The sequence below is a fragment of the Oscillatoria sp. FACHB-1406 genome, assembly GCF_014698145.1.
In the GTDB taxonomy this organism is placed as follows: Bacteria; Cyanobacteriota; Cyanobacteriia; order Cyanobacteriales; family Spirulinaceae; genus FACHB-1406.
This window is the reverse complement of the sequence record NZ_JACJSM010000030.1, coordinates 36,571-58,422: the sequence shown is the minus strand read 5'-3', so window position 1 is coordinate 58,422 and position 21,852 is coordinate 36,571. Positions and strand designations below refer to the sequence as shown.

Here is a 21,852-nt window from a genome sequence, read left to right as displayed (position 1 = left end):
GAAGCACTAGCTCAAGCTTATGCTCAAGTGACTGAGCAGGATTTTCGTAACTGGTTTACACATTGCTGTTACTGTACCTCACTCACGTGAAAAACGCTATATATACTGATAACTATACATTTTGCGATCGATCTCGACTTCAACATAGACAAATTCTCTCAGATGCAACAAAGAATTTTGCTTAAAGTAAATCTGACCTCGGATAAACCCTTCATAAATGCCCCTTTTTTCACAGTCAAGCTTAAAAGTTTTAATAAACGCACAACTATCGATGATGTCTTGAATTTGTTAAAAATAGACCTCAATTAACAAATTCAACCCCCTCGATAGCTTGCTTCTTCTCTTGTAAATGGCGTAACATTCGAGACTCTCCAACCCATTCATCAAACTCAAAACTATGAGCAAATTCATCATTGTTGAAGCGTTGAATAAATTCTGCGGTCGAGAGTTGATACCGTTCCTCGAATTCTTGAAGGCGTTCTTGAGTTCGTTTGAGTCCAGTTTCAAGACTTTGTAGCCGCTCGGCAAGAGCGCTTTCAATAATTTGTCGAAGCAGAGCGGGAGAAGTCGAGCGAAGTTTGAGTTCTGCCATATTAAATACACTTATCTCCTAGAAACAGAGAAATCTGGGGAAGCCGCCGTAGGGCGCACTACCTTATTTAGGTTATCCTAAGTGTTTAACGCTATACACTGGCTATAAGACCGTTAAAACTCAACCTTTCAGTTCGGGAGGATACGTCTCGTGAATGCTACCCAAATCTTAATCCCAGCTTTTGAGAATGGCGATGTTTTAACGCGCGCGGAGTTCGAGCGTCGTTACCAACTCATGCCCGAGCATCAAAAAGCAGAACTTATTGAAGGACAAGTTTATATGGCAGCAGCAGCAGTTCGAGCGATACACCACGGTCGTCCCCATAGTTTAATTATGGGCTGGCTGATGACCTATGAATTTTCCACTCCCGGCGTGATGGTTCTCGACAACACCACCGTTCGCTTGGACTTGGACAACGAACCCCAACCCGATGCTTTGCTGCGCATTGAAGAATCCTGCGGCGGACAGTCGCGGGTTAGCGAAGACGATTACATCGAAGGTGCGCCGGAACTGATTGTTGAAATTGCGGGGAGTTCTGCTTCTTACGACCTCCACCATAAGCTACAAGTCTACCGGCGCAATGGCGTGCGAGAATATCTGGTTTGGGTGGTTCAAGAGCGAGAATTTCGTTGGCATCTCCTCGAAGAAGGGCAGTATCGCTTGCAACAACCCAATTCTTCAGGTGTTTTAGAAAGCCCGTTTTTTCCGGGATTGCGGTTAGATGCTACTGCCTTGTTAGCGGGGGAAATGCAACAGGTTTTAGCGGTGCTTCAGCAAGGATTGAGTTCGCCGGAGCATCAAGATTTTGTAGCTCGGTTGGAAGAAATTAAAGCCGGGGAAGGGTGAAAGGGAAAAGCAAAAACAAGAAACCCATTTTCAAACCCGATCGTGTCGGTTTAAAAATGGATTCCTAGAAGAGAATTCCCTAATTTTTAGGCATCTAACTTAGAATTCTAGTCAACCGTTTTTTCGGCTGCTTCTTGGGCTTGCTCTCTGGCTTCGTAAATATTTTCTTTGACTTTTTGAGCCTGAGCAGCGGTACGGTCGGGAGCTTCATTCACGAGTTTTTTAGTTTCGCGAGATAATTTGCTAGCCGATTCTACTGCGGCTTCTTGCGCCTCTTTCGTTATATTACCCGTTCCTTTAGTCGCTTCTTTAACATTTTCAACGACATTGCCACTGCGAGTTAAGTTACGTTTCGAGCTATCAATTAAAGCTTTGGATTCCGCTGCTGCACCGGCTTCTCCTTGCCGGGGATCGACATCACTATAACGATTCATTCCTTTTTCAGGCGTTCCTTCTCTAACGTCGTAAGCCTTAGCGGGATTGTTAACGTCGGGAGTGCTGGTTAATGAGCCACCCTCTGCACCAGAGGAGGGCTGCGCCTGCGCGCCACCCGCACAAGCGGTACTGACTAACAGCAAACAACCTGCTACTACAACTCCTAAAATTTGTCCGAAACGAATGCGTTTTAAGCGCGAGATGAAAGCATTCATGAATTTTCCCTCCAATCTTTTACTATTGAGTATAAGTTAAGTTCTTAACAAAATATCGTAGCGATCGCGTCCTTTCATTTCCTCCCGCTAAGGTCTCATTTCGCCTCAATGCGTCAATTCTCTTTATCCTTCTGAGGAATGATGCCAGAAATTCCTGCTTTCTTACTCAATTGCTAAGACATTTTAGCAATTTTAGCGATCGCGCGCTCCAAAATCCGCGACTCCGAAAATTACTGAATGTCCGGGAATAACCATCGCGATAAAAACTCATGTAATCTGACCCGTCCTAACTCGGAACTTGCCAGATTACATTGACCTCAAAAGATTAAGCAAATTAAGCTTCGACTTCTACGGGTTCGCTTTCGGGTTCGGGCTGGGCTGCCACTGCTGCCGTAGCGTTCGCACTATCATCTTTTTGGCGAATTGTCAAATAGCGCAACACTTCATCGCTCAGTCGCATCGCCCGTTCCAAAGGTGCGACTTGTTTGCCATCGGCTTTGTAGTTCATTTGAACGTAGACCCCTTCTTGAAAGCGCTGAATTTCGTAAGCCAAGCGTCGCCGCGCCCGTACTTGAACGTTTACATCAGTTGCGCCGCGTTCGGTTAAAAAGTTGCGATACTTACCCACCGCTGCATTCAACTGCTCCTCCGACAAATCGGGGCGCAGCACGTACATCATTTCATAATTTCGGTTCATGGTTAGCAGTCTCCTTACGGACAAAATGGCTTCCGAGCCAGTTAGTCGGACGGGCAAAAACTTCAACAGCCCGAGCTAAACAGATCGGAAGCAAGGATTTACAATCTTACTACGACTTATCCATTGTCGCATTTTTTAAAGGCTAATCTCTCTTGCGAGCATCAATTCAACTCGATTGGCAACTCATACTCGATTTTTTTTTGATTTATGGCGCAACGCTACGTCCGGGTCAAAACCCTCAAAGGGCAAATCTATTACGGATTGCTACAACTCGATCGCGCGGTTCAAGTCCTCGACGCTCCGCCTTGGCTGGGAGGACAACCGACGAAGGAAATTTTAGGGGGCGAGGATTACCAGCTTTTAGCACCTTGCGCGCCCTCAAAAATTATTGCCGTGGGCAAAAACTATGCCAACCACGCCGCTGAGATGGGAACGCCCGTTCCTGAAGAACCCCTATTATTTCTCAAACCGCCGACGACGATTATCGCCGACGGGCAAGCGATTGAATATCCCTCTCAGTCGCAGCGCGTGGATTACGAAGGCGAATTAGCAATAACGATTGGCGATCGCGCCCGCCATTGTACCCCCGAAGAAGCCCAAAATAAAATCTGGGGCTATACCATCGCCAACGATGTCACCGCCCGCGATTTGCAGCGTAAGGACAGCCAATGGACGCGCGGCAAAGGTTTCGATACCTTTTGCCCGTTAGGCCCCTGGATTGTACGCGAATTGAGCGCGGCAGCGAGGTTACAGACGTTTGTCAACGACGAACCCAAACCGCGTCAGTCAGCCTCGATCGGCGAGATGGTTTTTTCGCCGGAGTTTCTCGTCTCCTACATCTCCCAAGTGATGACGCTGCTGCCCGGAGATTTGATTTTAACCGGAACGCCAGAAGGAATCGGTCCGCTCGAAAAAGGCGATCGCGTGCGCATCGAAATAGAAGGTATTGGGATGCTCGAAAATTCAGTGCGAGAGGGAACTTAAACGCCGATTTAACCCAACCCCAACTCGCGCTTGAGCAAATTAATCGATTTTTCCCCAATATAATTTTCGCTGCAAATCAGTTCTGGGTGGCGAATCAAATCATCGCGAGCCGCAAGGATTGCCGCTTTCACGCGCGCGTAACTGGCTTTATCGCTGACAATCGTTTGGGCGCTGCGAACTAACGCATTGAGTTTGTATGTGTCGTCTACCTGCGCCGCCATCACCAGGATATCGTCTCCGCGCAGACTGTGAACGATAATTTCCGCCACGCCCAGAATTCCCGCGCTCAAACTGACCAAACCAATGCAACTGCCTTTCGCCAAAGTCCCGATAATTTGAATTTCTTTGGCGTAATCGTAAATATCGACGGGAATCACTCGCACGGATTTCGGGGCAGCTAGGGCTTCCGCTTGACCGATAAAATAGCGACTGGTGACAACCGTTCCCGAAAGCGTTTGGTCGAGAACTCGCCCTAATTCTTCCATCGGCACGAGTTGAACGGGAATTTTCAGCGCTTGTTCGATTTCTTGAACCATTAATTCGCCCGCGCCCAAATCTCGCGAGGGAACGGTGACGAGAACGCGCGCGCTACAGCGCAAACGCCAGTCAATTTCCGAAAGAAAGAGTTCCCGGGCTTGAGAGAGAGAACAGCCTTGTCCGAGCAGCGCATCGAGGCTATTTTGGACGAGTTTGTAGGCTTCGGGATATTGGTCGAGGATGGGAGAACTGCGGCGAGTTCCGCCTTCGTGTCCTTGGGCTTTGACGTAAATACCGGAACCGGCTTGGGATTCAACGAGGCCGGTTTCTTCGAGTTGGCGGTAAACTTTACTAATCGTGTTGCGGTGAAGTCCGGTAATCATCGCCAGTTGGCGGGTACTGGGGAGACGATGACCGGGGGGATATTGCCGAGACGCGATCGCGAACTGAATTTGGTCGAACAGTTGCTTGGAAGCGGGAATATCGCTGTCAGACTGAATATGAAATTGCACCATCTTCGGGTTAGAGACAGATAGAAGGGTTGGCTCGGCGATGCGGATGGGCGAGGGCTAAACCTGACGCTTTAAGAGTCAATCTGTCTCTATTTTAGCTGGGTTTGTTCCGTAGATCCTGGGAGATAGAGGCTCGTGAGGTGGGTGAGATATCTTGGATTGGCAATTCATTGAATCGCTTCGATCGGATCGGGCAGTGAACTTTTTCGTAAGCGTCAATGAGCGTGCTAAGAATCTCAAGTCGATCGAATTCTGGGGTATTGGAAGCGGCATCAAATAGCATCTCAATTTCCTGCAATGCTTGCTGATAGTCAGCTTCACTTCTAATAGGTCGCAACTCCATCTCTTTACTTCCGGCTAGATTGTTTCTACATCAACTTTGTTATACTCCGCATGAGTACCAATGAATCGGATGAAGGGATTGAAAACATTGAAAAATTCCCTGTCCTGTTTTTGTCGCGATCGCACTCCGGAAAAATAGCCGTGCCGACATTCTCCTCGCACTCCCCCATCTGGCGCTTAATCCCGTTTATCGAAGCAAGCGGGGCAGTACAAATGGCGATCGATCGCTGGATTTTCGATCGATACTGTCGCGGCGAAATGCCCCCGACAATCAGATTTTATACCTGGGAACCGGCGGCGATTTCCCTAGGCTACCACCAACGGCGATTTCCCGAATCTTGGCGATCGCTGACTTGCCACGGAAAACCTATCGATCTGGTTCGCCGTCCGACGGGAGGCAGGGCGGTACTGCATCAGGGCGATTTGTGCTACGCGATTGTCACCTCCGAAATGGGCGAGTCGCGCGATCGCACTTACGAAACCCTCTGCGAATTTTTAATCCAAGGCTGGCGTTCCCTCGGTATCGAACTGCACTACGGACACGCCGAACGCGGTTATATCGGGCAACCCGGTTGTTTTAGTACCGCTACCGCAGCGGATTTAGTGACGGCGCAAGGGCAAAAAGCGATCGGCAGCGCTCAATTGCGGCGCGATCGAACGATATTGCAGCACGGTTCCATGATTTTGTCAAGCCCATCGAGCTTATATCAACAGGTTTTTGGAGACACTGCTAGCGCGCCAATCTGGGGAGACAGCAGCGCCATTCCTGTTCCCGTCATTCTCGAAGCCCTAACCGAAGCCGCTCGCCATTGTTTTGCTGTAGATTTCGCAATCGAGCCGCTATCGGAGACAGAATGGCAAGAAATCTTTTGAGAATTGATAATTGACAATGGATAATGGACAACGTTCGTATCAATTAACGGCTCTTATAAACCAAGCCTCCTTTTAGATATTTCGTAGGGTGGGCAGCGCCCACCAGCTTTAAGTCAGTGCTATTCAAGCATTTGATAATTGACAATAGACAACGTTTATAGCAATTAATGGCTTTGAGAAACAAAGCCTCCTTTTAGTACAGAAGAACTAAAAGGAGGCATAAGGGTATGGGCTATTAAGTTAGACTTCTTACCAGAGTCCGCGCACGGGAGCCGGTTGCGGAGCGGGGGTGAAAACAGGTGCGGGTTCGCGGGGTGTCGGAGCCGCCATCGGAGGAGCGGAGCGACGGCGAGCCAGGGCTTCATCTAGATCCGCCCATAAGGAGCGCGTCCGGGCTTTAAAATTATCCGCCGTATCAAAAGGAAACTCGCGGCCGTAGTTTAGGGGGTTTTCACAAAGCGGGTTGTTGCTGTTGAGGCACACCATACTGCCGGGGTCGCGCTCTTTATCGTTTACGCCATAGCTGGGAACAACAGTTTTGCGATCGGTGGCTGGTGTCGGCGCTTTAAAGCCGCAGTCAGGGGTTGAATTATTCGAGCAAAGATAGGGCTTAACATCTTTAAGCTCGACGAGCCGATAATCGGGAGTGTAAGTCTCGGTTTCGGGCGGTGTATAGTCTTTAAAGATGCGTTGCTGCTCGGGGGTCAGCGTTACGCCTGCCGGTCTAGATGCGGGGGCGGGGGCTTGAGCGTAGAGGCTGTCTTCAGCTAAGGCTGGAGCCGCCAGCGTCAATCCGACTCCAATTACACCAGCGAAGCGGGCTGCCTTTTTTAGGGAATAGTTTTGAAACTGAACGGACATAGCAATTTGAGTGAATCTTAGGGTGGAAAAATTTAGGTTTGAATGCTGCCTCATCTTGTCATACCAACATCAATTGGTCAAGATGAGAGGAAAGGCATTGTCCTAGGGTCTATCTCTGTTGTTTATTAGACAACATTTACAATCTTTAATTTTTCCGATCTTACCTTGAAAACTCCTCCCGTTCGAGACCCGTGGCTTGCGGTCAATCTCTCTTTATTTTTCCCGGGATTGGGACAATTTTACGCCGGTTATCCTTTATTTGCCTGCCTTTGGCTTCTGGGGCAGTTCAGTTTGCTCGCGATCGCGTTTTACTCCATTTTTGCTCCCGATGGCAGTACGGCAACGGCTTTAGTCTGTCTGATTGCCAGTGCAGTCTTATATATTGCAAATTTATATGACGCTTTTCACCGCATCTACCAACATCAACCTTCACCAACCGGGGAAAAGATTCCCAGAACTCAAAAAAATCCTTGGTTTGCCCTCTTTATCTCTCGGATTTTACCGGGATTAGGGCAGTTTTATCAGCAAAAAGCGATTGTAGGCGGTATTTTCCTGGGTTTAACAATCGCTTGTTCTCAAATCGGTCAATTGGTTCCTGGGGTAATGTTAGCGCTGCCCGCGATCGCAGCCCTTTCCAGCTACCATGCTTACATTACCTTTCCCCAGCGCCAGCGCTTTCCCTCAACCTCAATTGCTGCGGGCATTGCCAGCCTTTTCTTCTGTTTTGGAACGCTCTTTATCTTATCGCCTTACTGGTTTAACCGCACGATCGATCGCTTCGAGATTCCTAGCGGTTCGATGAACCCCACACTACAAATCGGCGACTTCGTTTTCGTGCGGCGAGATCCCGCCTACCGTCCCCAGCGCGGCGATATCGTCGTTTTCCGCGCGCCCGATGTCGCCCTCAAACCCGAAGAACGCCGCAATAAACGCAAACAGATTTATTTCATTAAGCGCGTCATCGGTTTGCCGGGAGAAGATCCGAGCGTTTCGGAGTGGCGAGTTTACATTAACGGACAACCCCTTAAAGAACCTTACCTCGCCGCACCTCCGGGCTACGAAATCGATCCGCCTCCGATTCCTGCCAACGCTTACTTTGTCCTCGGCGACAATCGTAACGAAAGTATTGACTCCCACGTTTGGGGGTACTTAAGCGATCGCGCGATCGTCGGTCGAGCCTATAAAATTTATTGGCCTCCCCAACGCAGTCGAGCGCTTTAATACCAATTTTTTAAAGTTATACTAATCTTTTGGTAATCTTGTATTAGTCTATTCATTAAACTCCAAAAATGGCTAAAATTTCGAGAACAGAAACAGAAAATGATTCAAGGAAGATTGCCAGTGAAGAGCATAATGTTTATGTCTTGGAAGGGATAGATCCACATCAATCCACGAAAGTCGCTCCTTCTGCATTACTTCAACCTTTTGATGAAGCTACAGAAGAGCGGATAAACTCTCAATACAAATCTATTTTAGAAAAAATAACAGTTCATTTAGGCAAGCCGTTTTATGCGGATTCAGGTTTTATCCTTTATCAAGGAGATCTGATTCCTTACCTAAAGCAATTATCTCGTTCCGGAATCAGTGTAGATTTGACAATTACATCGCCCCCCTACAATATTGGTAAAGAATATGAAAATCAAATGTCAGTCGATGAATATATTAACTGGTGTACTCAATGGATGAAACTCATTCACGAAGTCACACAACCAAAGGGTTCGTTTTGGTTGAATGTCGGTTATCAAGAAGTTCCTAAAAAAGGTCTTTGCGTACCCATAACTTATCTTTTATGGGATAAATCGCCGTTTTACTTACTGCAAGAAATTGTCTGGAAATATGGAGCAGGAGTTTCGACAAAATATCGTTTAAGTCCGCGCAATGAAAAATGGTTATTTTATGTTAAAGATTCGCAAAACTATACGTTTAATCTAGATGAGATTCGAGATACAAATGTTAAGTATCCAAATCAAAAAAAGAATGGTAAATACCGCTGCAATCCTTTAGGTAAAAATCCGTCTGATGTTTGGGATTTTCCCAAAGTTACCACCGGCGAAAAGCGAAGTTCAAAGGAGAGAACTAAGCATCCCGCTCAATTTCCTTTGGGGGTAGTTGAGAGAGTGGTGAAAGCATCTTCAAATCCAATTGAAATTGTCATGGATCCATTTTTGGGTTCCGGCTCCACTGCAATAGCTTCTGTCGGCTTGGGTCGATTGTCATTGGGTTTTGAAATCAGGAAAGATTATTGCGAACTCGCTGTTGAAAGATATAAACAGTTTCAAAAAGAAAGGCAAAGTTTTTATTGCCAAGGAAGTCTATTTTAGCTTTGCCTATAAAGTTCTAACAACTTATATTTTTCCACTTCTACCGCAAGTCGCGATTGTTGCCCAGTCGCTGCTTTCTGAGCAATCCAATCGCTTGAGTCAATCCACCCAAATCGAATCAGTCGAATCGAAGGCATCCTAGAAATTGAGAATTTTTCAAAATTGATGGCAAGATAGTAGCCAGATTTTCTCTTTTTATCTCTACCGGTTTCTTGGGCATAACTTCTATTCCCATAAATACGATTAGGAGCAGATGATGTTTTCACTTCAATTGAGAACGAGTCATCAGGTAAATAAACAATATCCTTGTCAAACGCAGTGCGCTCTCCTCTCCAAAAACCTGGATATTTGGCTTCAAGCTCTAACGGAATCAATTCGTGCAAGAAAAATCCCATAATTTGAGGTTTGGGAAAAATATCCTTACCGATTTGAAAGTTTCGAGACCCCAGTTTTGTCTCAAGAATCGACTGCCAACAAAAAAGAACCGTATCAACGATTTCTTGTGGCTCTAGGGGATGGTTAGATACGAGGGTTTGAGTGATGCTGAACCATTCATGGCTAGGACGACCTAAATAAGGGGAAGTCATCTTTTGCACGCGCTCCGAAATCTAAGGGTGAAGTATTACGGCGCTCGATCTGCTGCCCACTTCCACCATTGTCCGCAAGACGAAAACGGATTGAGCGCTTTTAAACTTGGCGCGCGCTGGGTTGCAAGGTGGTAGACGCTGCGAAGGGCGGCGTATTGCAGCCCTAGGAAGCTGTCTACAGCGGCGTAAGGTCCGCCAAGGGTAATCGCTCCGGCGGCGTACATTGCCCCCCGTTGCGCGCGCATTTCTACCAGTTCAAAGTCGTTGCTGACGTTCAACCGTTTGAGGGGATTGCGAGAGAGTTCGTAATGAGTGACGAGATCGTTGAGGAGGGGACTGGCGGTGACATCGGCATCTAAGCCGGTAGCGTCAATAATGAAGTCGGCTTCCAGGCGCAGAGTTCCGGTATAGTTTCGATTGTGGATGTAGGTGATGATGCAGGAATTTTCTCGTTCGACGCGCTCGACTTCGCCGAATTCCGCTCGATACCAGCCTTCTCGCAGTCCGGATTCTATCATTACGCGCCAATCTTTGCGATCGGCGGTGGTGGTTCCGCCCCAGTCGGCGAGGAGGGAGGTGCGTTCTTGGGGGTTGGCGGCTTCGAGGTCGGCACGCAATTCGCCGCCCCAACAGGCTTTGGGCCAGTTGAAGGGCTGGAATTCAAAGTGATTTTCAACTTTGCGTTTGGCTTTTCGGAACTTTTGTCCTTCTGGTTTCGGCGATCGCATTAAATGAATGGTGCGAATCTTAGGGTTAACCGCGCGCGCTTCGTAGATGCGTTGAATGATGCGCGAAGCGACGATTCCCCGCCCGCGAATTAATACCGTGCCGCCGTGTTGTTCGAGATGTTGGTAAACTTCGTCGTGGGGTTCGTAGGCGTTGACAACGGTTTTAAAATCTTGGGTTTTTTCGCGGTAGGCTTGTAAGTCGGGGAGAAATTTGATCGCGGGGTAGCCGGTGGCGAGGTGAAGGAAGCGGGCAATCAGGAAGGCGCGATCGCGTCCTCCGGTGGTCGTGCGCGAGTAGGCGATCGCGTACCTCCCATCCGTGGTTTTGCGGATAGCGCGTACTCTCCCGTATCGAAAAATACCTTTCCAGCCGATGCGTTCTTGTTCCCGCGCGATCGAATCGAAAACCCGTCCCGCACGCGGCGTATAAGTCTGCGCTAGCGTCGGTTCCCCGAAAACCTGCCACAGTAAGCCCAATGCTTCCTTAAAATTACCGCTCTTAAGTTCGCTCCAGGTCTCCCGCCAAGCATAACTGGGAAAACCCCAGATATTATCGGGACAAGAATCGGAATTCGATCGCAGCCGTTCGTGTAAGGGAATTTGCGAGTTTAAGCACAATTGCTTGTATCGATTGTAACAATCAGCATCAACCCCCAAAGCAACGATCCGCTCCGGTTCCACCCCAAAAATTCGCAAGCAATCCACCCAAACAAAACTCCCCACACCGCCCCCAATCGCAGCATAGTCCCGTTCGTCTACCTCTAATCCCGTTGCGTGCAAATCTTGCACCGCGACTTCCCGGTTTTGAAACGCTGGTGGCGGAAAGCGATCGGGTGAAGATCCGGGCGGTGGCGGATTGGGCGGCAAACGGGGATCGGGCGCATTCGTTTCCGGATTAAAAGTAATTTGGGAATTGCTGGGCGGGACGGTATAATTGCGCCCGCCTAAAGCCACCTGAATTTGGTAAGGACCAATAGTTAAAACATCGCCCCAAGCCAGTGCCATACGAGTTTGCCGTTGCCCATTGACAAAAGTGCCGTTTTGACTGTTCTGGTCGGTAATCCAAAAACTGCCATTATGCCAATCGATGAGGGCGTGATAGCGGGAGACTTCGAGGCTATTGAGAATCATGCGAGAAACCCGTCGCCCGCCGATTTCAGGCGGCATTTGGGCGAAATCGCGCCCGAGGGCAATAGGGAGGCTGAGGGACGGTTCGCGGCGATCGCCGGTTACGGGATCGTCCCAACTGAGTTGAATTTGCGGTGAATTAGCTGTCATGCGATCTTCGTAGCTTCTAAAAGAAACTATAGTGGCTCTGCTTTCAAAAATTGCGTTACGATCTGAGATATAAATTCACAAAACGATATATTTTAAAGATGACTGTTGCCTACCCCCGCAAAACGAATGGCATGAGCGCGCGAGATATCATGAGACAAGTCGTGCGCGATCGCGAAATCCATCTCATTACCCTCAACCGCTACCGTTACAACGAACAACGAAGCTGCAAAGACCTCACCGATCTGATCGAACGACTCAACGGCAAACCTAAAGAACTGATCCGCGATCTCTCCCACCATATCGCCGACGAAGCGCGCCACGCGATGTGGCTTACCGATCTCCTCGTCGATCTCGGGGCTGATATCGATACGCCGCCGGGAATGTCTTACATTGATGAATTCGAGCGACTTCTCGACCAAGATAGCTTTACCACCGAACAACAGCGAGAAGACGGTATTATTTCCGCCCTCGCTGCGATTAACGTTACCGAAAAGCGCGGTTGCGAATATTTCTCCGCCCACATCCAAGCGCTGAAAGAAGCGCCACAAACTGAGGAAAATATTAAAATTCGGGAGACAATTGAAAAGATTTTCCCTGAAGAAGCCGGTCACGTTCGTTGGGGCAATCGCTGGCTTGCACAAATCGCCCAAAAGAGTTTCACAAATAAGCACAAAGTCGAGAACGCTAAGCGTAAGTATGCTGCGATCGAACAAGCGGCTTACGAAGCGGGAATGGATATTATGGCAGGGGCAGAACTGCGACGGTTGAATAATTTGCTCGAAATTAGCAACACCTTGCCCTTATGGGAACGCCCGCAGTATTTAATGGAACGCTTGCCACAAACTTTGCTTTCGCCGGACTTACAAAAGACGCGCATTAACATTGCTCAACGTGCTTGGAAGCGAGATCCGCAAGCATTTGTTGAAAAGTTTGTTCCGATGTTTCTGAATGGTTTAAATCGTCAGGAAAAGACGCGCGATAAAGCAACAGTTTAGAGAAAAACTGTCTTGTAAATGAGGTAGGGGCGGGTTTTTAGGCGTGAATTCGATCTAGTCGCAAATAATTTTGAGTAAACCCGCCATGTAAGGGCATAGCACTGCTATGTCCTATATTAGGAAATAATACGAGCTTAATTGAGAGTGGGTATTAACCTCAAAGAGGGTGTTTGAAAAGTCGGCTGCTCTTGAAGTTTAGTTTGCATATTTTACCTTTTTATCCACTCGATTTAATTTGTTGTAAAAACTCTTCTACCGTAACGATCTCAATTTCCTGAAATGGATTGAGTACAAGTAAATCTTTATCCCCACTGATAATATATTCAGCTTCTCCGCTTACTGCTAGCTCTAAAATTTTGTCGTCTTTAGGGTCGCGGCAAGCTTGAATGTCTATAAGGGAATCGACCAAAACAGCACGCTCTACTAAAGCTTCAATAAATGCTTCCCGTTCCTCGTCCGTCACGTAACGCTTGAATTTTTTTCGTCCCAAGACTTCATTCAACTCTTCTAACAAATCTAGAGATAATAAAATTTCACCCTGTTGCAGGGCGTATTGGAAGGCTCTCGCTGGTTTTCCAGTCTCGAACAGTAAAGCACTGATAATGACATTGGTATCAAAGACAAAACGGACTTTACGACTCATTTAGTAGTGAATCCAAAATGTCAGGTGTCAATCCTCGTTCTTGTGCCTTTTGGCTTATATCGCTCATAATCTCTTCTAACCTCCCGGGCGAGCGAGTTGCTTCACTGAGCTTAAGACTGAGGATGATTTCGAGCTTGCGTCGCTGGGATTCAGATACTGCTTCAAAAATTCGGGCGGCGCGAGCATCGACGCGAATTGTAATTGTTTTCGTTTCCATCATCAAACCTCAAAAAATTGAGCGATTCTGCTAGCTAGTTTTATTATGCAGCAAATTCGGCAAGTCTTACAGCAGGTCAGTTGGTAGGTTATATTCTGGGAGGTCAACCGTTAGTGCGACTACATCGAATAGCTTCACTTCAATATAATTTATTCGCCTACTAAACCCGATATTTTAGAAAAATCAGGAAGGGTAGATAGTGGAGTTTCACATCGACAAGCCCAGGATTCTGAATACAATCCCTTCTCTACATATCGAGTAAAACTTGAATACTGCCAAGCATGAGGACAACTAGCAAGTTGATGTTTTACAGGATTATAATGAATGTAATCCAGATAGTGATTTATATCTTGTTGCTCGTCGAGACTGCGTTCCCAAAAACGACGTTGCCAGACATCTCGTTCTCGATGCTTCTGGCGGGATAACGATAAATTTTTTGAAGGATGTTCTTGACCTCGCAAAGCGCGAGTAAATAAAACTTTGAATATCCCTACGCGGGAGGAATAATCGCAATCATCGGGTGGAAGTTGCCAAAGAAAATGAAGATGGTCGGGTAGAATAACTGCGCCTACGATCTCAAATGGGCGTTCTCGTCGAGTTTGAGCAATAGCGTGTCGTAAAAGATGAATATTCTCTTCAGTTGAAAAAATGGGTTGTCGCTGGTAGGTAACGCAAGTGATAAAAATAACACTACCTGAAATACGGGCGCGCCGATATTGAGGCATTACCGTTAATCTGAATAGAAAATTGATTTAAATTATATCATTATTATCCTATTTCGTAGGGTGGGCAATGCCCACCAGCAAGAGCTTGTAGCTCTACTAATGTGGATTTTAAATAAGAAGGTAGAGAATTGCTGTGGGAATTACAAAACTTAAATAGGTGGATACTGCTTTGTGGATTCTGCATAATTACTATTGAATATCCGAAAACCTTGAGTTGGTGGGCAATGCCCACCCTACAACTACTTAAACTTTTGAAATAAGTTCAACTACATATTGAGCGGCTTGATTAGCTTTTTCACGAAGGATTTGTAAATCCGTATAATCTGATAGAGATTTTTGACATTCCAAGATCAACATTGTAAAGAAATCATCATTAGAAATTGATCTTTTTACTTTAGTACCTCGTATTTTCTGAATTTCGTGGTTCACAAAATATAAAGACGAACTAAACAAGAAGTGACCCTGGATATGTCGATGTGTAAGATGGTCTCTCAACTCCTTTTTGATTAAGTCGAGTTTCTTTGTGTCTAGATTCAAGCTTTCTATAAAATTATTAATATTACTGATATCAAAAATCGGTTCTTTTGTTTTCTGATTCTTTAAGAATCTACGACAATCCTTACTTAAGCATTTGATTCCCAAGCCTTCCTTCTGAATCATATAGTCTGCAACCATCAAGTCATACAGCACCTCATTAAAATGATTAAACCAATCTTCAATCTTATTTAGCTCGTACTCATGTTGACGGGACGCTATACGAATTATTCCGTGTAAAATCATCGGTTGTATAATTAAGTTTTCAATACTGTGAGCTAAAGTTTCTACTATCTGCACATGGTCGTGGATTTTTTCCATAAATAATCTGTAATCACTGTCAAGCGCTACAGCAAAATTGGCATTTCCTGTATAAACTGCATCCACATATTTTTTAATTTCACTACCACCTACCTGTTTGAACTTACACTCATAATTAGATATTTGCTTAGGGAAAAGCATTTCCCAAAACGGAATATCATCTTCACCTTCTACTATAACTAAATACTGCTTTCTGTAGAATAAGTCAGTATTTCTAATTCCAGATGTTGTGCGACTAGTCATTAATTCAAAATTTGTTGCATATCTAAAACTTTATCTCTAAAATCTGCAACAATATCGGGTGAATGCGTTGCAATAATTAATTGAGCATTTTCATTAAGCTTCCGTATAGCTTTTAATAAGTTTTCTTGCCAAGTTACATGAAGTGATATTTCTGGCTCATCAGCAATAAAAATGACACTTCTTTGCTCGTGCAATAAAACTTCAAGAAATTGAATAAGTAATTGTTTTTCTCCAGACGATAAAGCCGTCCAAGCAAATTTTTGAGAGCCTTCTCGCTCGATATTGAATAACAGTTCACCAGTTTTATTGTCATATAAAAAGTTTTTATTTTTCATGAAAGTGTGAAGTGTTTTAAAAAAATTCTGACGATCCTCTATTACAGTATTTTTCTCTTTTTCTGATTGATTGAGTGAATCAATAATGTGGTTGGTTCGATAGATAAGAGGTAAAGCAAGTACGTCATCAGCCTGAAGTGCAGTTTTAAGTCCCTCTCTTGCCTCTTCTATCTTTTTAAGGTGGTTTTCAAGCTCTTGGTTTTTATCTTGAATTCCTAATTCTTGAAATGCAAGATACAATTTATCTTTTAAATCCTCTAAATTGATTTCATTCAATTTATTAAATCTGCTATTGAATTTATCGAATTTTTCATTGTAAAGTAAAGATGAAACTGCATCTTGTTGAAATTTCTTAGATATTTCATTCAGTCTTGTTTCTATTTTTAATTGATATCTAGAAAATTTCTCGAACAGTTGCCTTAGTCTCTCGTCAACAGCAGAAATTCTTTGACGAGGATCGTATTCCAAACTTTCATCGTATGTTTGTCTATATACTGATAGCTGAGATACTTCGACTAAGTTAGATAGTTCTCGCTTAAGCTTGAACTGCTCTTCTCTTGCGTATGGGGGAAGACGTTGATATTGTTCTACTCGAGATCGTTTGAAAATACGGGGTTCTGCTAGACGATATAATCGATTGCCTAATTTATATTCATAGATGTTGAAACCTAGATTGTCGTCTGACCTTTGCTTAGTCAGCGTGATTGTCCTTCTTCGCTTAGTTTTACGATCAATTAACTTAATTATTATAGAATCAAACTGAAGACTATTAAGTTGAATTAAATCTAAAGACAGTGTAGCAGCAATTAAATTGACAAAAGTTGATTTACCAGTACCATTCAAACCTATAAATATACTTACGTCTTGATTGAATTTAGCAACTACTTTTTTATTACCCCAAAACCCTTCAATGTTAACACTCTCTATAATCACAAAGACTTCCTTTTAAATGTATTAATTAGTAAAATCAATCATGGCGTGACATGATTAAGGTGGAGATATGAAGTGATGCCTATTACTAATTTTCGTAGCATACTCCAAGAATCTATTCCACATCTTTAGGTGTGTCACGCCACTGTATTCAAACGCTTCTAACTTCCCCCAATGCGAGCTAAGTCGCGGGCGTTGGCTTCAAACGCCGCAGAAAGCGCATCATCCCCACTCAAACCGGAGGCTTCGGCTTCTTTCAAACATTCCAACACGCGCTTGTAATCGCGAGGCATTACCTTCACGAACTTCGACGCGGTTTCCTCCCAGTTTTCCAGCAAGCGCGCGGCTTTCGGACTGTTGGTATACTTGCTGTGCTTCTCCATCATCTCGCGCACCGTGGCTAAGTCCTCTTCGTCGAGGGCTTCGATGTCGGACATCTGTGTGTTGCAGCGCGTCGCAAAATCGCCCTGTTCGTCGAGGATATAAGCTACGCCGCCACTCATCCCGGCAGCAAAGTTGCGTCCGGTGGGGCCGATAATAACGACTTTACCACCCGTCATGTATTCACAACCATGATCGCCGACGGCTTCAACAACGGTTTTTACGCCGGAGTTGCGGACGCAGAAGCGTTCTCCGGCAATGCCGTTGATATAGGCTTCGCCGCTGGTTGCGCCGTAGAAGGCGACGTTACCGATGATGATATTGTCTTCGGGAACGAAGCTGGATTCTGCGGCGGGATAAATGATGAGTTTGCCGCCCGATAAGCCTTTACCGAAGTAGTCGTTGGCATCGCCTTCGAGTTTGAGGGTGACTCCTGGGGGGACGAATGCACCGAAGCTTTGTCCGGCACTTCCTTGGAAGGTAAGTCGAACGGTATCTTCGGGCAGTCCTTTCCAGTGGCGTTTGGTAATTTCGTTGCCGAGAATCGTACCGACGACGCGGTTGATATTTTTAATCGGCAGGGTGGCTTCGACTTCTTCGCCGTTTTCGATCGCGCCTTTGCACAGATCTAATAATACCGTCATATCGAGGGATTTCTCTAATCCGTGATCCTGCGCGATTTGGCAGTAACGCCCGACTTCGGGGGCAACTTCGGGTTGATGCAGAATCGGCGAAAGATCGATGCCTTTGGCTTTCCAGTGCGCGATCGCGTCCTTCGCTTCTAACAGATCCGTCCGTCCTATCATCTCATTCAACGTCCGGAATCCTAATTTTGCCATAATTTCCCGCAATTCTTGCGCGACGAATTGCATGAAATTCACGGTATGTTGGGGATCGCCGATGAAACTCTTCCGCAGTTCGGGGTTTTGGGTGGCAATTCCCGCCGGACAAGTGTTCAAATGACAGACGCGCATCATAATGCAGCCCAAGGTGACGAGGGGCGCGGTGGAGAAGCCAAATTCTTCGGCCCCTAACAAAGCGGCAATGGCAATATCGCGCCCGGTTTTTAATTGTCCGTCGGTTTCAACTACAATGCGCGATCGCAAGTTATTTAAAACCAAGGTTTGATGCGTTTCTGCTAACCCCAACTCCCACGGCAAACCGGCGTGTTTGATCGAAGTTTGCGGCGATGCACCCGTTCCACCATCGAAACCGGAAATCAGCACGACATCAGCATGGGCTTTTGCTACGCCAGCGGCAATGGTTCCCACTCCCACTTCGCTGACTAATTTCACGTTAACCCGCGCGCTGCGATTGGCATTTTTTAAGTCGTGAATTAACTCCGCCAAGTCCTCAATCGAATAAATATCGTGGTGCGGCGGCGGCGAAATCAAACCGACTCCGGGGGTGGAGTGGCGCACTTTTGCAATCCAAGGATACACCTTCTTACCCGGAAGTTGACCGCCTTCACCCGGTTTCGCCCCTTGTGCCATCTTAATCTGTAACTCTTTGGCTTGGGAAAGATAGAGGCTAGTTACGCCAAAACGTCCGGAGGCAACTTGCTTAATCGCACTATTTTTAGAATCGCCTTCTTCGTTCGTCCAAGTATAGCGTTCCGGGTCTTCACCGCCTTCGCCAGTATTCGATTTTCCGCCGATACGATTCATCGCGATCGCGAGACTTTCGTGCGCTTCTTTGGAAATCGAACCGTAACTCATCGCCCCGGTTTTAAAGCGTTTCATAATCGCTTCAACAGGTTCGACTTCTTCAATCGGTATGGCTTGACTCGGTTTAAATTTCAACAAGCCGCGCAGGGTGAAGAATTTTTCGTTTTGTTCGTTGACTAAAGCGGCATACTTTTTATAAGTATCGTAGTCGTCGGTACGCACCGCTTTTTGCAAGGAATGAATCGTTTCCGGTGCAAAAAGATGCGCTTCACCGTCTTTTCGCCATTGGTAATCGCCGCCGACATCGAGGGTATGACCGTTGCTGGGGCGATCCGGGAAAGCATGAGCGTGACGAAGAATCGCTTCTTGTGCTAATACGTCTAAATCGGCTCCTTGAATGCGAGATGCCGTCCAGGTGAAGTATTTTTCGATGACAGATTCGTTTAAACCAATAGCTTCAAAAATTTGCCCGCCGCGATAGCTTTGGATGGTAGAAATGCCGATCTTGGATGCAACTTTGACCACGCCTTTAGTAGCGGCTTTGATGTAATTTTTGCAAGCGGTTTTTACGTCGATGTCTTTGAGAATACCTTCAGCAATCAAATCTTCAATCGTCTCGAAGGCGAGGTAGGGATTAATCGCACCGCAGCCATAGCCGATGAGAGTAGCCATGTGATGGACTTCGCGGGGTTCGCCGGATTCGAGGATGAGTCCAACGCGGGTGCGAGTTCCCTGGCGGATGAGGTGGTGGTGCAGTCCGGAGACGGCGAGAAGGGCGGGGATGGGGGCGTTATCGGAGTTAATGCCGCGATCGCTTAAAATAATCAGGTTCGTCCCTTCTGCAATCGCGCGATCTGCTGCGGCAAAAATGTCCTCCATTGCCGCTTCTAAGCCTTTTACCCCTTCTTTGGGGTTAAACAGAATCGGCAGCTTGACGGACTTAAATTGCCCCTCCGAGACGTTTTCCAGTTTCGCTAATTCTGCATCGCTGAGAATCGGCGTGGCGAGGGAGATGAGGTGGCAGCTTTCCGGTTTCGGTTCGAGGAGGTTGCGTTCTGAACCGATAGTGGTTTGGGCGGAAGTGATAATTTCTTCGCGGATGGAGTCGATGGGCGGGTTGGTGACTTGGGCGAAGAGTTGCTGGAAGTAATCGTACAATAATTTGGGGCGATCGCTCAGCACTGCTAGGGGCGTATCGGTTCCCATCGAACCGACGGCTTCTACGCCATCGCGCGCCATCGGAGTCAGCAGAATCCGCAGTTCCTCAAAGGTGTAACCAAAGGCGGTTTGCCGTTGGATGAGGGGCAGTTTCTCTTCAGTGGAAACAGGGGCATCTTTGAGTTGAGCGAGTTCGACTTTATACTCATTCAACCACTGACGATAGGGATGGGCGGTGACGATGCTATTTTTCAGTTCTTCGTCGGCAACAATGCGTCCTTCTTGCATATCGACGAGGAACATCCGCCCCGGTTGCAGTCGTCCTTTGCGGGCGACGCGCTCGGGTTCGATGGGGAGAACGCCCGCTTCGGAAGCCATAATTACCAAGTCATCTTTGGTGACGTAGTAGCGGGAGGGGCGCAAACCGTTGCGATCGAGAACGGCCCCAATCGTCGTACCATCGGTAAAGGCGACGGAAGCTGGGCCATCCCAGGGTTCCATCAAGCAGGAATGGTATTCGTAGAAGGCTTTTTTCTCGTCACTCATGGACTCGTGCGCCGTCCACGGTTCGGGAATCATCATCATCATCGCATGGGGGAGCGATCGCCCTGCCATAACGAGCAACTCGAAGGTATTATCGAAGATGCTAGAGTCGCTCCCTTTGAGGTTAATCGTATTGCGAACTTTTTTGAGGTCGTCGCCGAACAGTTCCGACTCGAACAGCGATTGCCGAGCGTGCATCCAGTTAATATTGCCGCGCAGGGTGTTAAACTCGCCGTTATGAGCGATGTAGCGGTAGGGGTGCGATCGCTCCCAACTGGGGAAAGTATTGGTACTGAAGCGAGAGTGTACCAGCGCCAGCGCACTTTCCATATCGGAGTCATGCAGTTCGGGGTAATAGTTCCCCACCTGCACCGGCATCAGCATTCCCTTATAAACTAAAGTACGGCAAGAAATACTAGCCGCATACCAAAAAGTATCGTTATGCTCGCGGCGAATCGCAGCATGGGTACGCTTGCGAATGATGTAGAGTTTGCGCTCGAAGGCTAACTCGTCCAACCCCGCAGCGCGAGCGATAAACACTTGCTGCATAAAGGGTTCGCTCGCTTTCGCCGTCTCGCCGAGGGAAGAATTATCCGTAGGTACGTCGCGCCAACCGAGGACTTTTTGCCCTTCTTCGGCAACCATTTCCTCAAAGCGTTTGCGTCCTTTAGCTCGAACTTCAGCATCGGGGGAAGCGTAAATTGCGCCTACGCCGTATTCTCCCGGCGCGGGGAGCGTAATTCCTTCCGCTGCTGCCACTTTTCGCATAAACTTATCGGGTAACTGCATCAAGATACCCGCGCCATCGCCGGTATTCGGTTCGCAACCGCACGCCCCCCGATGGTCGAGATTGAGGAGAATGGTTAGGGCTTGTTCGACGATATCGTGCGACTTCTGGCCTTTCATGTGGACGATGAACCCGACACCGCAAGCGTCGCGCTCGAATTGGGGATCGTATAAACCTTGTTTGGGGGGGAAGGTGTGGCTGTTCATGTTCTCGGTCTGTTAAAGTAGCAAGGTATAAAGAACGTTGTGGGATATAACGTTCGCAGTCTTTTAACCCTCGGATTGCTTATTATCGCGCAATGCTGGACAGCGCGATCGTTACTGGCGAACCCTGTTGGGGGCATAGCAGTGCTATGTCCCGACAATACGGCGTTCTATCGGAGTCTCTCCTCTTTCGGTAGTCTTTGGATTGTCGTACAAGAATCCGAGCGGCGGCGGGTTCTTAAGGATATTGTCAGAGTCTTCGTTTCAGGATGTTGTAGACCTGCTCGAAAGCAGAAATTATACTCAATTTTTTGTTCTATACACCCGTACCACAATTTTTAACAGTTTTACGATTGCAGTGCTGAGCCAGTTAAAAGCAGGATTAAGTGTTAGGATTGCGTAAAAACTGATTTTATATACTA

The 21,852-nt window shown here is 46.9% G+C and carries 19 protein-coding genes; 6 read left to right on the top strand and 13 right to left on the bottom strand.

Features of this window, described 5'->3' with window-relative positions:
- Window positions 1-301: 301 nt before the first annotated feature.
- Window positions 302-592 (bottom strand): hypothetical protein, encoded by a 291-nt coding sequence (locus H6G50_RS21790; protein ID WP_190721292.1) that lies wholly within the window; start codon window positions 590-592, stop codon window positions 302-304.
- Window positions 593-742: 150 nt separating this feature from the next.
- Here H6G50_RS21790 and H6G50_RS21785 point away from each other — a divergent pair, with 150 nt between their 5' ends.
- Window positions 743-1,438 (top strand): Uma2 family endonuclease, encoded by a 696-nt coding sequence (locus H6G50_RS21785; RefSeq protein ID WP_190721289.1) that lies wholly within the window; start codon window positions 743-745, stop codon window positions 1,436-1,438.
- Between the two features lie 107 nt (window positions 1,439-1,545).
- On the opposite strand, the gene H6G50_RS21780 is transcribed toward H6G50_RS21785, so the two are convergent.
- Entirely contained in the window at window positions 1,546-2,088 is a 543-nt protein-coding gene (locus H6G50_RS21780) for a hypothetical protein (protein WP_190721288.1), read from the bottom strand.
- A 334-nt stretch (window positions 2,089-2,422) separates the two neighbouring features.
- Complete coding sequence (gene rpsF / locus H6G50_RS21775; RefSeq protein WP_190721286.1) at window positions 2,423-2,785, bottom strand: 30S ribosomal protein S6; 363 nt, start codon at window positions 2,783-2,785, stop codon at window positions 2,423-2,425.
- Between the two features lie 207 nt (window positions 2,786-2,992).
- Here rpsF and H6G50_RS21770 point away from each other — a divergent pair, with 207 nt between their 5' ends.
- Window positions 2,993-3,769: a fumarylacetoacetate hydrolase family protein gene (locus tag H6G50_RS21770; RefSeq protein ID WP_190721284.1), complete on the top strand. Its 777-nt coding sequence runs from the start codon at window positions 2,993-2,995 to the stop codon at window positions 3,767-3,769.
- Between the two features lie 8 nt (window positions 3,770-3,777).
- On the opposite strand, the gene H6G50_RS21765 is transcribed toward H6G50_RS21770, so the two are convergent.
- Window positions 3,778-4,761 (bottom strand): GntR family transcriptional regulator, encoded by a 984-nt coding sequence (locus H6G50_RS21765; RefSeq protein WP_190721282.1) that lies wholly within the window; start codon window positions 4,759-4,761, stop codon window positions 3,778-3,780.
- Between the two features lie 390 nt (window positions 4,762-5,151).
- Here H6G50_RS21765 and H6G50_RS21760 point away from each other — a divergent pair, with 390 nt between their 5' ends.
- Entirely contained in the window at window positions 5,152-5,973 is an 822-nt protein-coding gene (locus H6G50_RS21760) for a lipoate--protein ligase family protein (protein ID WP_190721281.1), read from the top strand.
- 249 nt (window positions 5,974-6,222) lie between these two features.
- Here the strand turns inward: H6G50_RS21760 and H6G50_RS21755 are convergent, their stop codons facing one another.
- The gene (locus tag H6G50_RS21755; RefSeq protein ID WP_190721279.1) at window positions 6,223-6,834 is read right to left on the bottom strand and encodes a hypothetical protein; all 612 of its coding nucleotides are present in this window, start codon (window positions 6,832-6,834) and stop codon (window positions 6,223-6,225) included.
- A gap of 165 nt (window positions 6,835-6,999) precedes the next feature.
- Here H6G50_RS21755 and lepB point away from each other — a divergent pair, with 165 nt between their 5' ends.
- Entirely contained in the window at window positions 7,000-8,055 is a 1,056-nt protein-coding gene (lepB, locus tag H6G50_RS21750) for a signal peptidase I (RefSeq protein ID WP_190721277.1), read from the top strand.
- Between the two features lie 68 nt (window positions 8,056-8,123).
- Window positions 8,124-9,155: a site-specific DNA-methyltransferase gene (locus tag H6G50_RS21745; RefSeq protein ID WP_190721275.1), complete on the top strand. Its 1,032-nt coding sequence runs from the start codon at window positions 8,124-8,126 to the stop codon at window positions 9,153-9,155.
- Here H6G50_RS21745 and H6G50_RS21740 read toward each other — a convergent pair.
- Together H6G50_RS21740 and H6G50_RS21735 are read right to left on the bottom strand one after the other, a co-directional pair.
- On the bottom strand, window positions 9,152-9,742 hold the full coding sequence (locus H6G50_RS21740; RefSeq protein WP_190721273.1) for a ScaI family restriction endonuclease: 591 nt from the start codon (window positions 9,740-9,742) through the stop codon (window positions 9,152-9,154). The genes H6G50_RS21745 and H6G50_RS21740 overlap by 4 nt on opposite strands.
- A gap of 35 nt (window positions 9,743-9,777) precedes the next feature.
- Window positions 9,778-11,748 carry an FHA domain-containing protein gene (locus tag H6G50_RS21735; protein ID WP_190721271.1) on the bottom strand — a complete coding sequence of 657 codons (1,971 nt, stop codon included), beginning with the start codon at window positions 11,746-11,748 and terminating at the stop codon, window positions 9,778-9,780.
- Between the two features lie 98 nt (window positions 11,749-11,846).
- Between H6G50_RS21735 and H6G50_RS21730 the strand changes: the two genes are divergently transcribed.
- Entirely contained in the window at window positions 11,847-12,743 is an 897-nt protein-coding gene (locus H6G50_RS21730) for a ferritin-like domain-containing protein (RefSeq protein WP_190721269.1), read from the top strand.
- 217 nt (window positions 12,744-12,960) lie between these two features.
- Here H6G50_RS21730 and H6G50_RS21725 read toward each other — a convergent pair whose 3' ends face one another.
- The 6 genes from H6G50_RS21725 to gltB form a co-directional block, all read right to left on the bottom strand.
- Complete coding sequence (locus tag H6G50_RS21725; protein WP_190721267.1) at window positions 12,961-13,386, bottom strand: putative toxin-antitoxin system toxin component, PIN family; 426 nt, start codon at window positions 13,384-13,386, stop codon at window positions 12,961-12,963.
- The gene (locus tag H6G50_RS21720; protein WP_242032936.1) at window positions 13,376-13,606 is read right to left on the bottom strand and encodes a hypothetical protein; all 231 of its coding nucleotides are present in this window, start codon (window positions 13,604-13,606) and stop codon (window positions 13,376-13,378) included. Before H6G50_RS21720 ends, H6G50_RS21725 begins: the two co-directional genes overlap by 11 nt.
- 146 nt (window positions 13,607-13,752) lie before the next feature.
- Window positions 13,753-14,328 carry a transposase gene (locus tag H6G50_RS21715; RefSeq protein ID WP_190721265.1) on the bottom strand — a complete coding sequence of 192 codons (576 nt, stop codon included), beginning with the start codon at window positions 14,326-14,328 and terminating at the stop codon, window positions 13,753-13,755.
- A gap of 243 nt (window positions 14,329-14,571) precedes the next feature.
- Window positions 14,572-15,426 (bottom strand): DUF4435 domain-containing protein, encoded by an 855-nt coding sequence (locus H6G50_RS21710; protein ID WP_190721263.1) that lies wholly within the window; start codon window positions 15,424-15,426, stop codon window positions 14,572-14,574.
- Window positions 15,426-16,694 carry an AAA family ATPase gene (locus H6G50_RS21705; RefSeq protein ID WP_190721261.1) on the bottom strand — a complete coding sequence of 423 codons (1,269 nt, stop codon included), beginning with the start codon at window positions 16,692-16,694 and terminating at the stop codon, window positions 15,426-15,428. Before H6G50_RS21705 ends, H6G50_RS21710 begins: the two co-directional genes overlap by 1 nt.
- Before the next feature lie 158 nt (window positions 16,695-16,852).
- On the bottom strand, window positions 16,853-21,433 hold the full coding sequence (gltB, locus tag H6G50_RS21700; protein ID WP_190721259.1) for a glutamate synthase large subunit: 4,581 nt from the start codon (window positions 21,431-21,433) through the stop codon (window positions 16,853-16,855).
- Between the last annotated feature and the right edge of the window lie 419 nt (window positions 21,434-21,852).

Bases quoted from the DNA above. Each gene is read 5' to 3' on its own strand.
- rpsF (WP_190721286.1), bottom strand. From the start codon at position 2,785: ATGAACCGAAATTATGAAATGATGTACGTGCTGCGCCCCGATTTGTCG.
- H6G50_RS21730 (WP_190721269.1), top strand. From the start codon at position 11,847: ATGACTGTTGCCTACCCCCGCAAAACGAATGGCATGAGCGCGCGAGAT.
- H6G50_RS21710 (WP_190721263.1), bottom strand. From the start codon at position 15,426: ATGACTAGTCGCACAACATCTGGAATTAGAAATACTGACTTATTCTAC.
- gltB (WP_190721259.1), bottom strand. From the start codon at position 21,433: ATGAACAGCCACACCTTCCCCCCCAAACAAGGTTTATACGATCCCCAA.
- H6G50_RS21755 (WP_190721279.1), bottom strand. From the start codon at position 6,834: ATGTCCGTTCAGTTTCAAAACTATTCCCTAAAAAAGGCAGCCCGCTTC.
- H6G50_RS21760 (WP_190721281.1), top strand. From the start codon at position 5,152: ATGAGTACCAATGAATCGGATGAAGGGATTGAAAACATTGAAAAATTC.
- H6G50_RS21745 (WP_190721275.1), top strand. From the start codon at position 8,124: ATGGCTAAAATTTCGAGAACAGAAACAGAAAATGATTCAAGGAAGATT.
- H6G50_RS21735 (WP_190721271.1), bottom strand. From the start codon at position 11,748: ATGACAGCTAATTCACCGCAAATTCAACTCAGTTGGGACGATCCCGTA.
- H6G50_RS21780 (WP_190721288.1), bottom strand. From the start codon at position 2,088: ATGAATGCTTTCATCTCGCGCTTAAAACGCATTCGTTTCGGACAAATT.
- H6G50_RS21725 (WP_190721267.1), bottom strand. From the start codon at position 13,386: ATGAGTCGTAAAGTCCGTTTTGTCTTTGATACCAATGTCATTATCAGT.
- H6G50_RS21770 (WP_190721284.1), top strand. From the start codon at position 2,993: ATGGCGCAACGCTACGTCCGGGTCAAAACCCTCAAAGGGCAAATCTAT.
- H6G50_RS21715 (WP_190721265.1), bottom strand. From the start codon at position 14,328: ATGCCTCAATATCGGCGCGCCCGTATTTCAGGTAGTGTTATTTTTATC.
- H6G50_RS21740 (WP_190721273.1), bottom strand. From the start codon at position 9,742: ATGACTTCCCCTTATTTAGGTCGTCCTAGCCATGAATGGTTCAGCATC.
- H6G50_RS21790 (WP_190721292.1), bottom strand. From the start codon at position 592: ATGGCAGAACTCAAACTTCGCTCGACTTCTCCCGCTCTGCTTCGACAA.
- H6G50_RS21720 (WP_242032936.1), bottom strand. From the start codon at position 13,606: ATGATGGAAACGAAAACAATTACAATTCGCGTCGATGCTCGCGCCGCC.
- H6G50_RS21765 (WP_190721282.1), bottom strand. From the start codon at position 4,761: ATGGTGCAATTTCATATTCAGTCTGACAGCGATATTCCCGCTTCCAAG.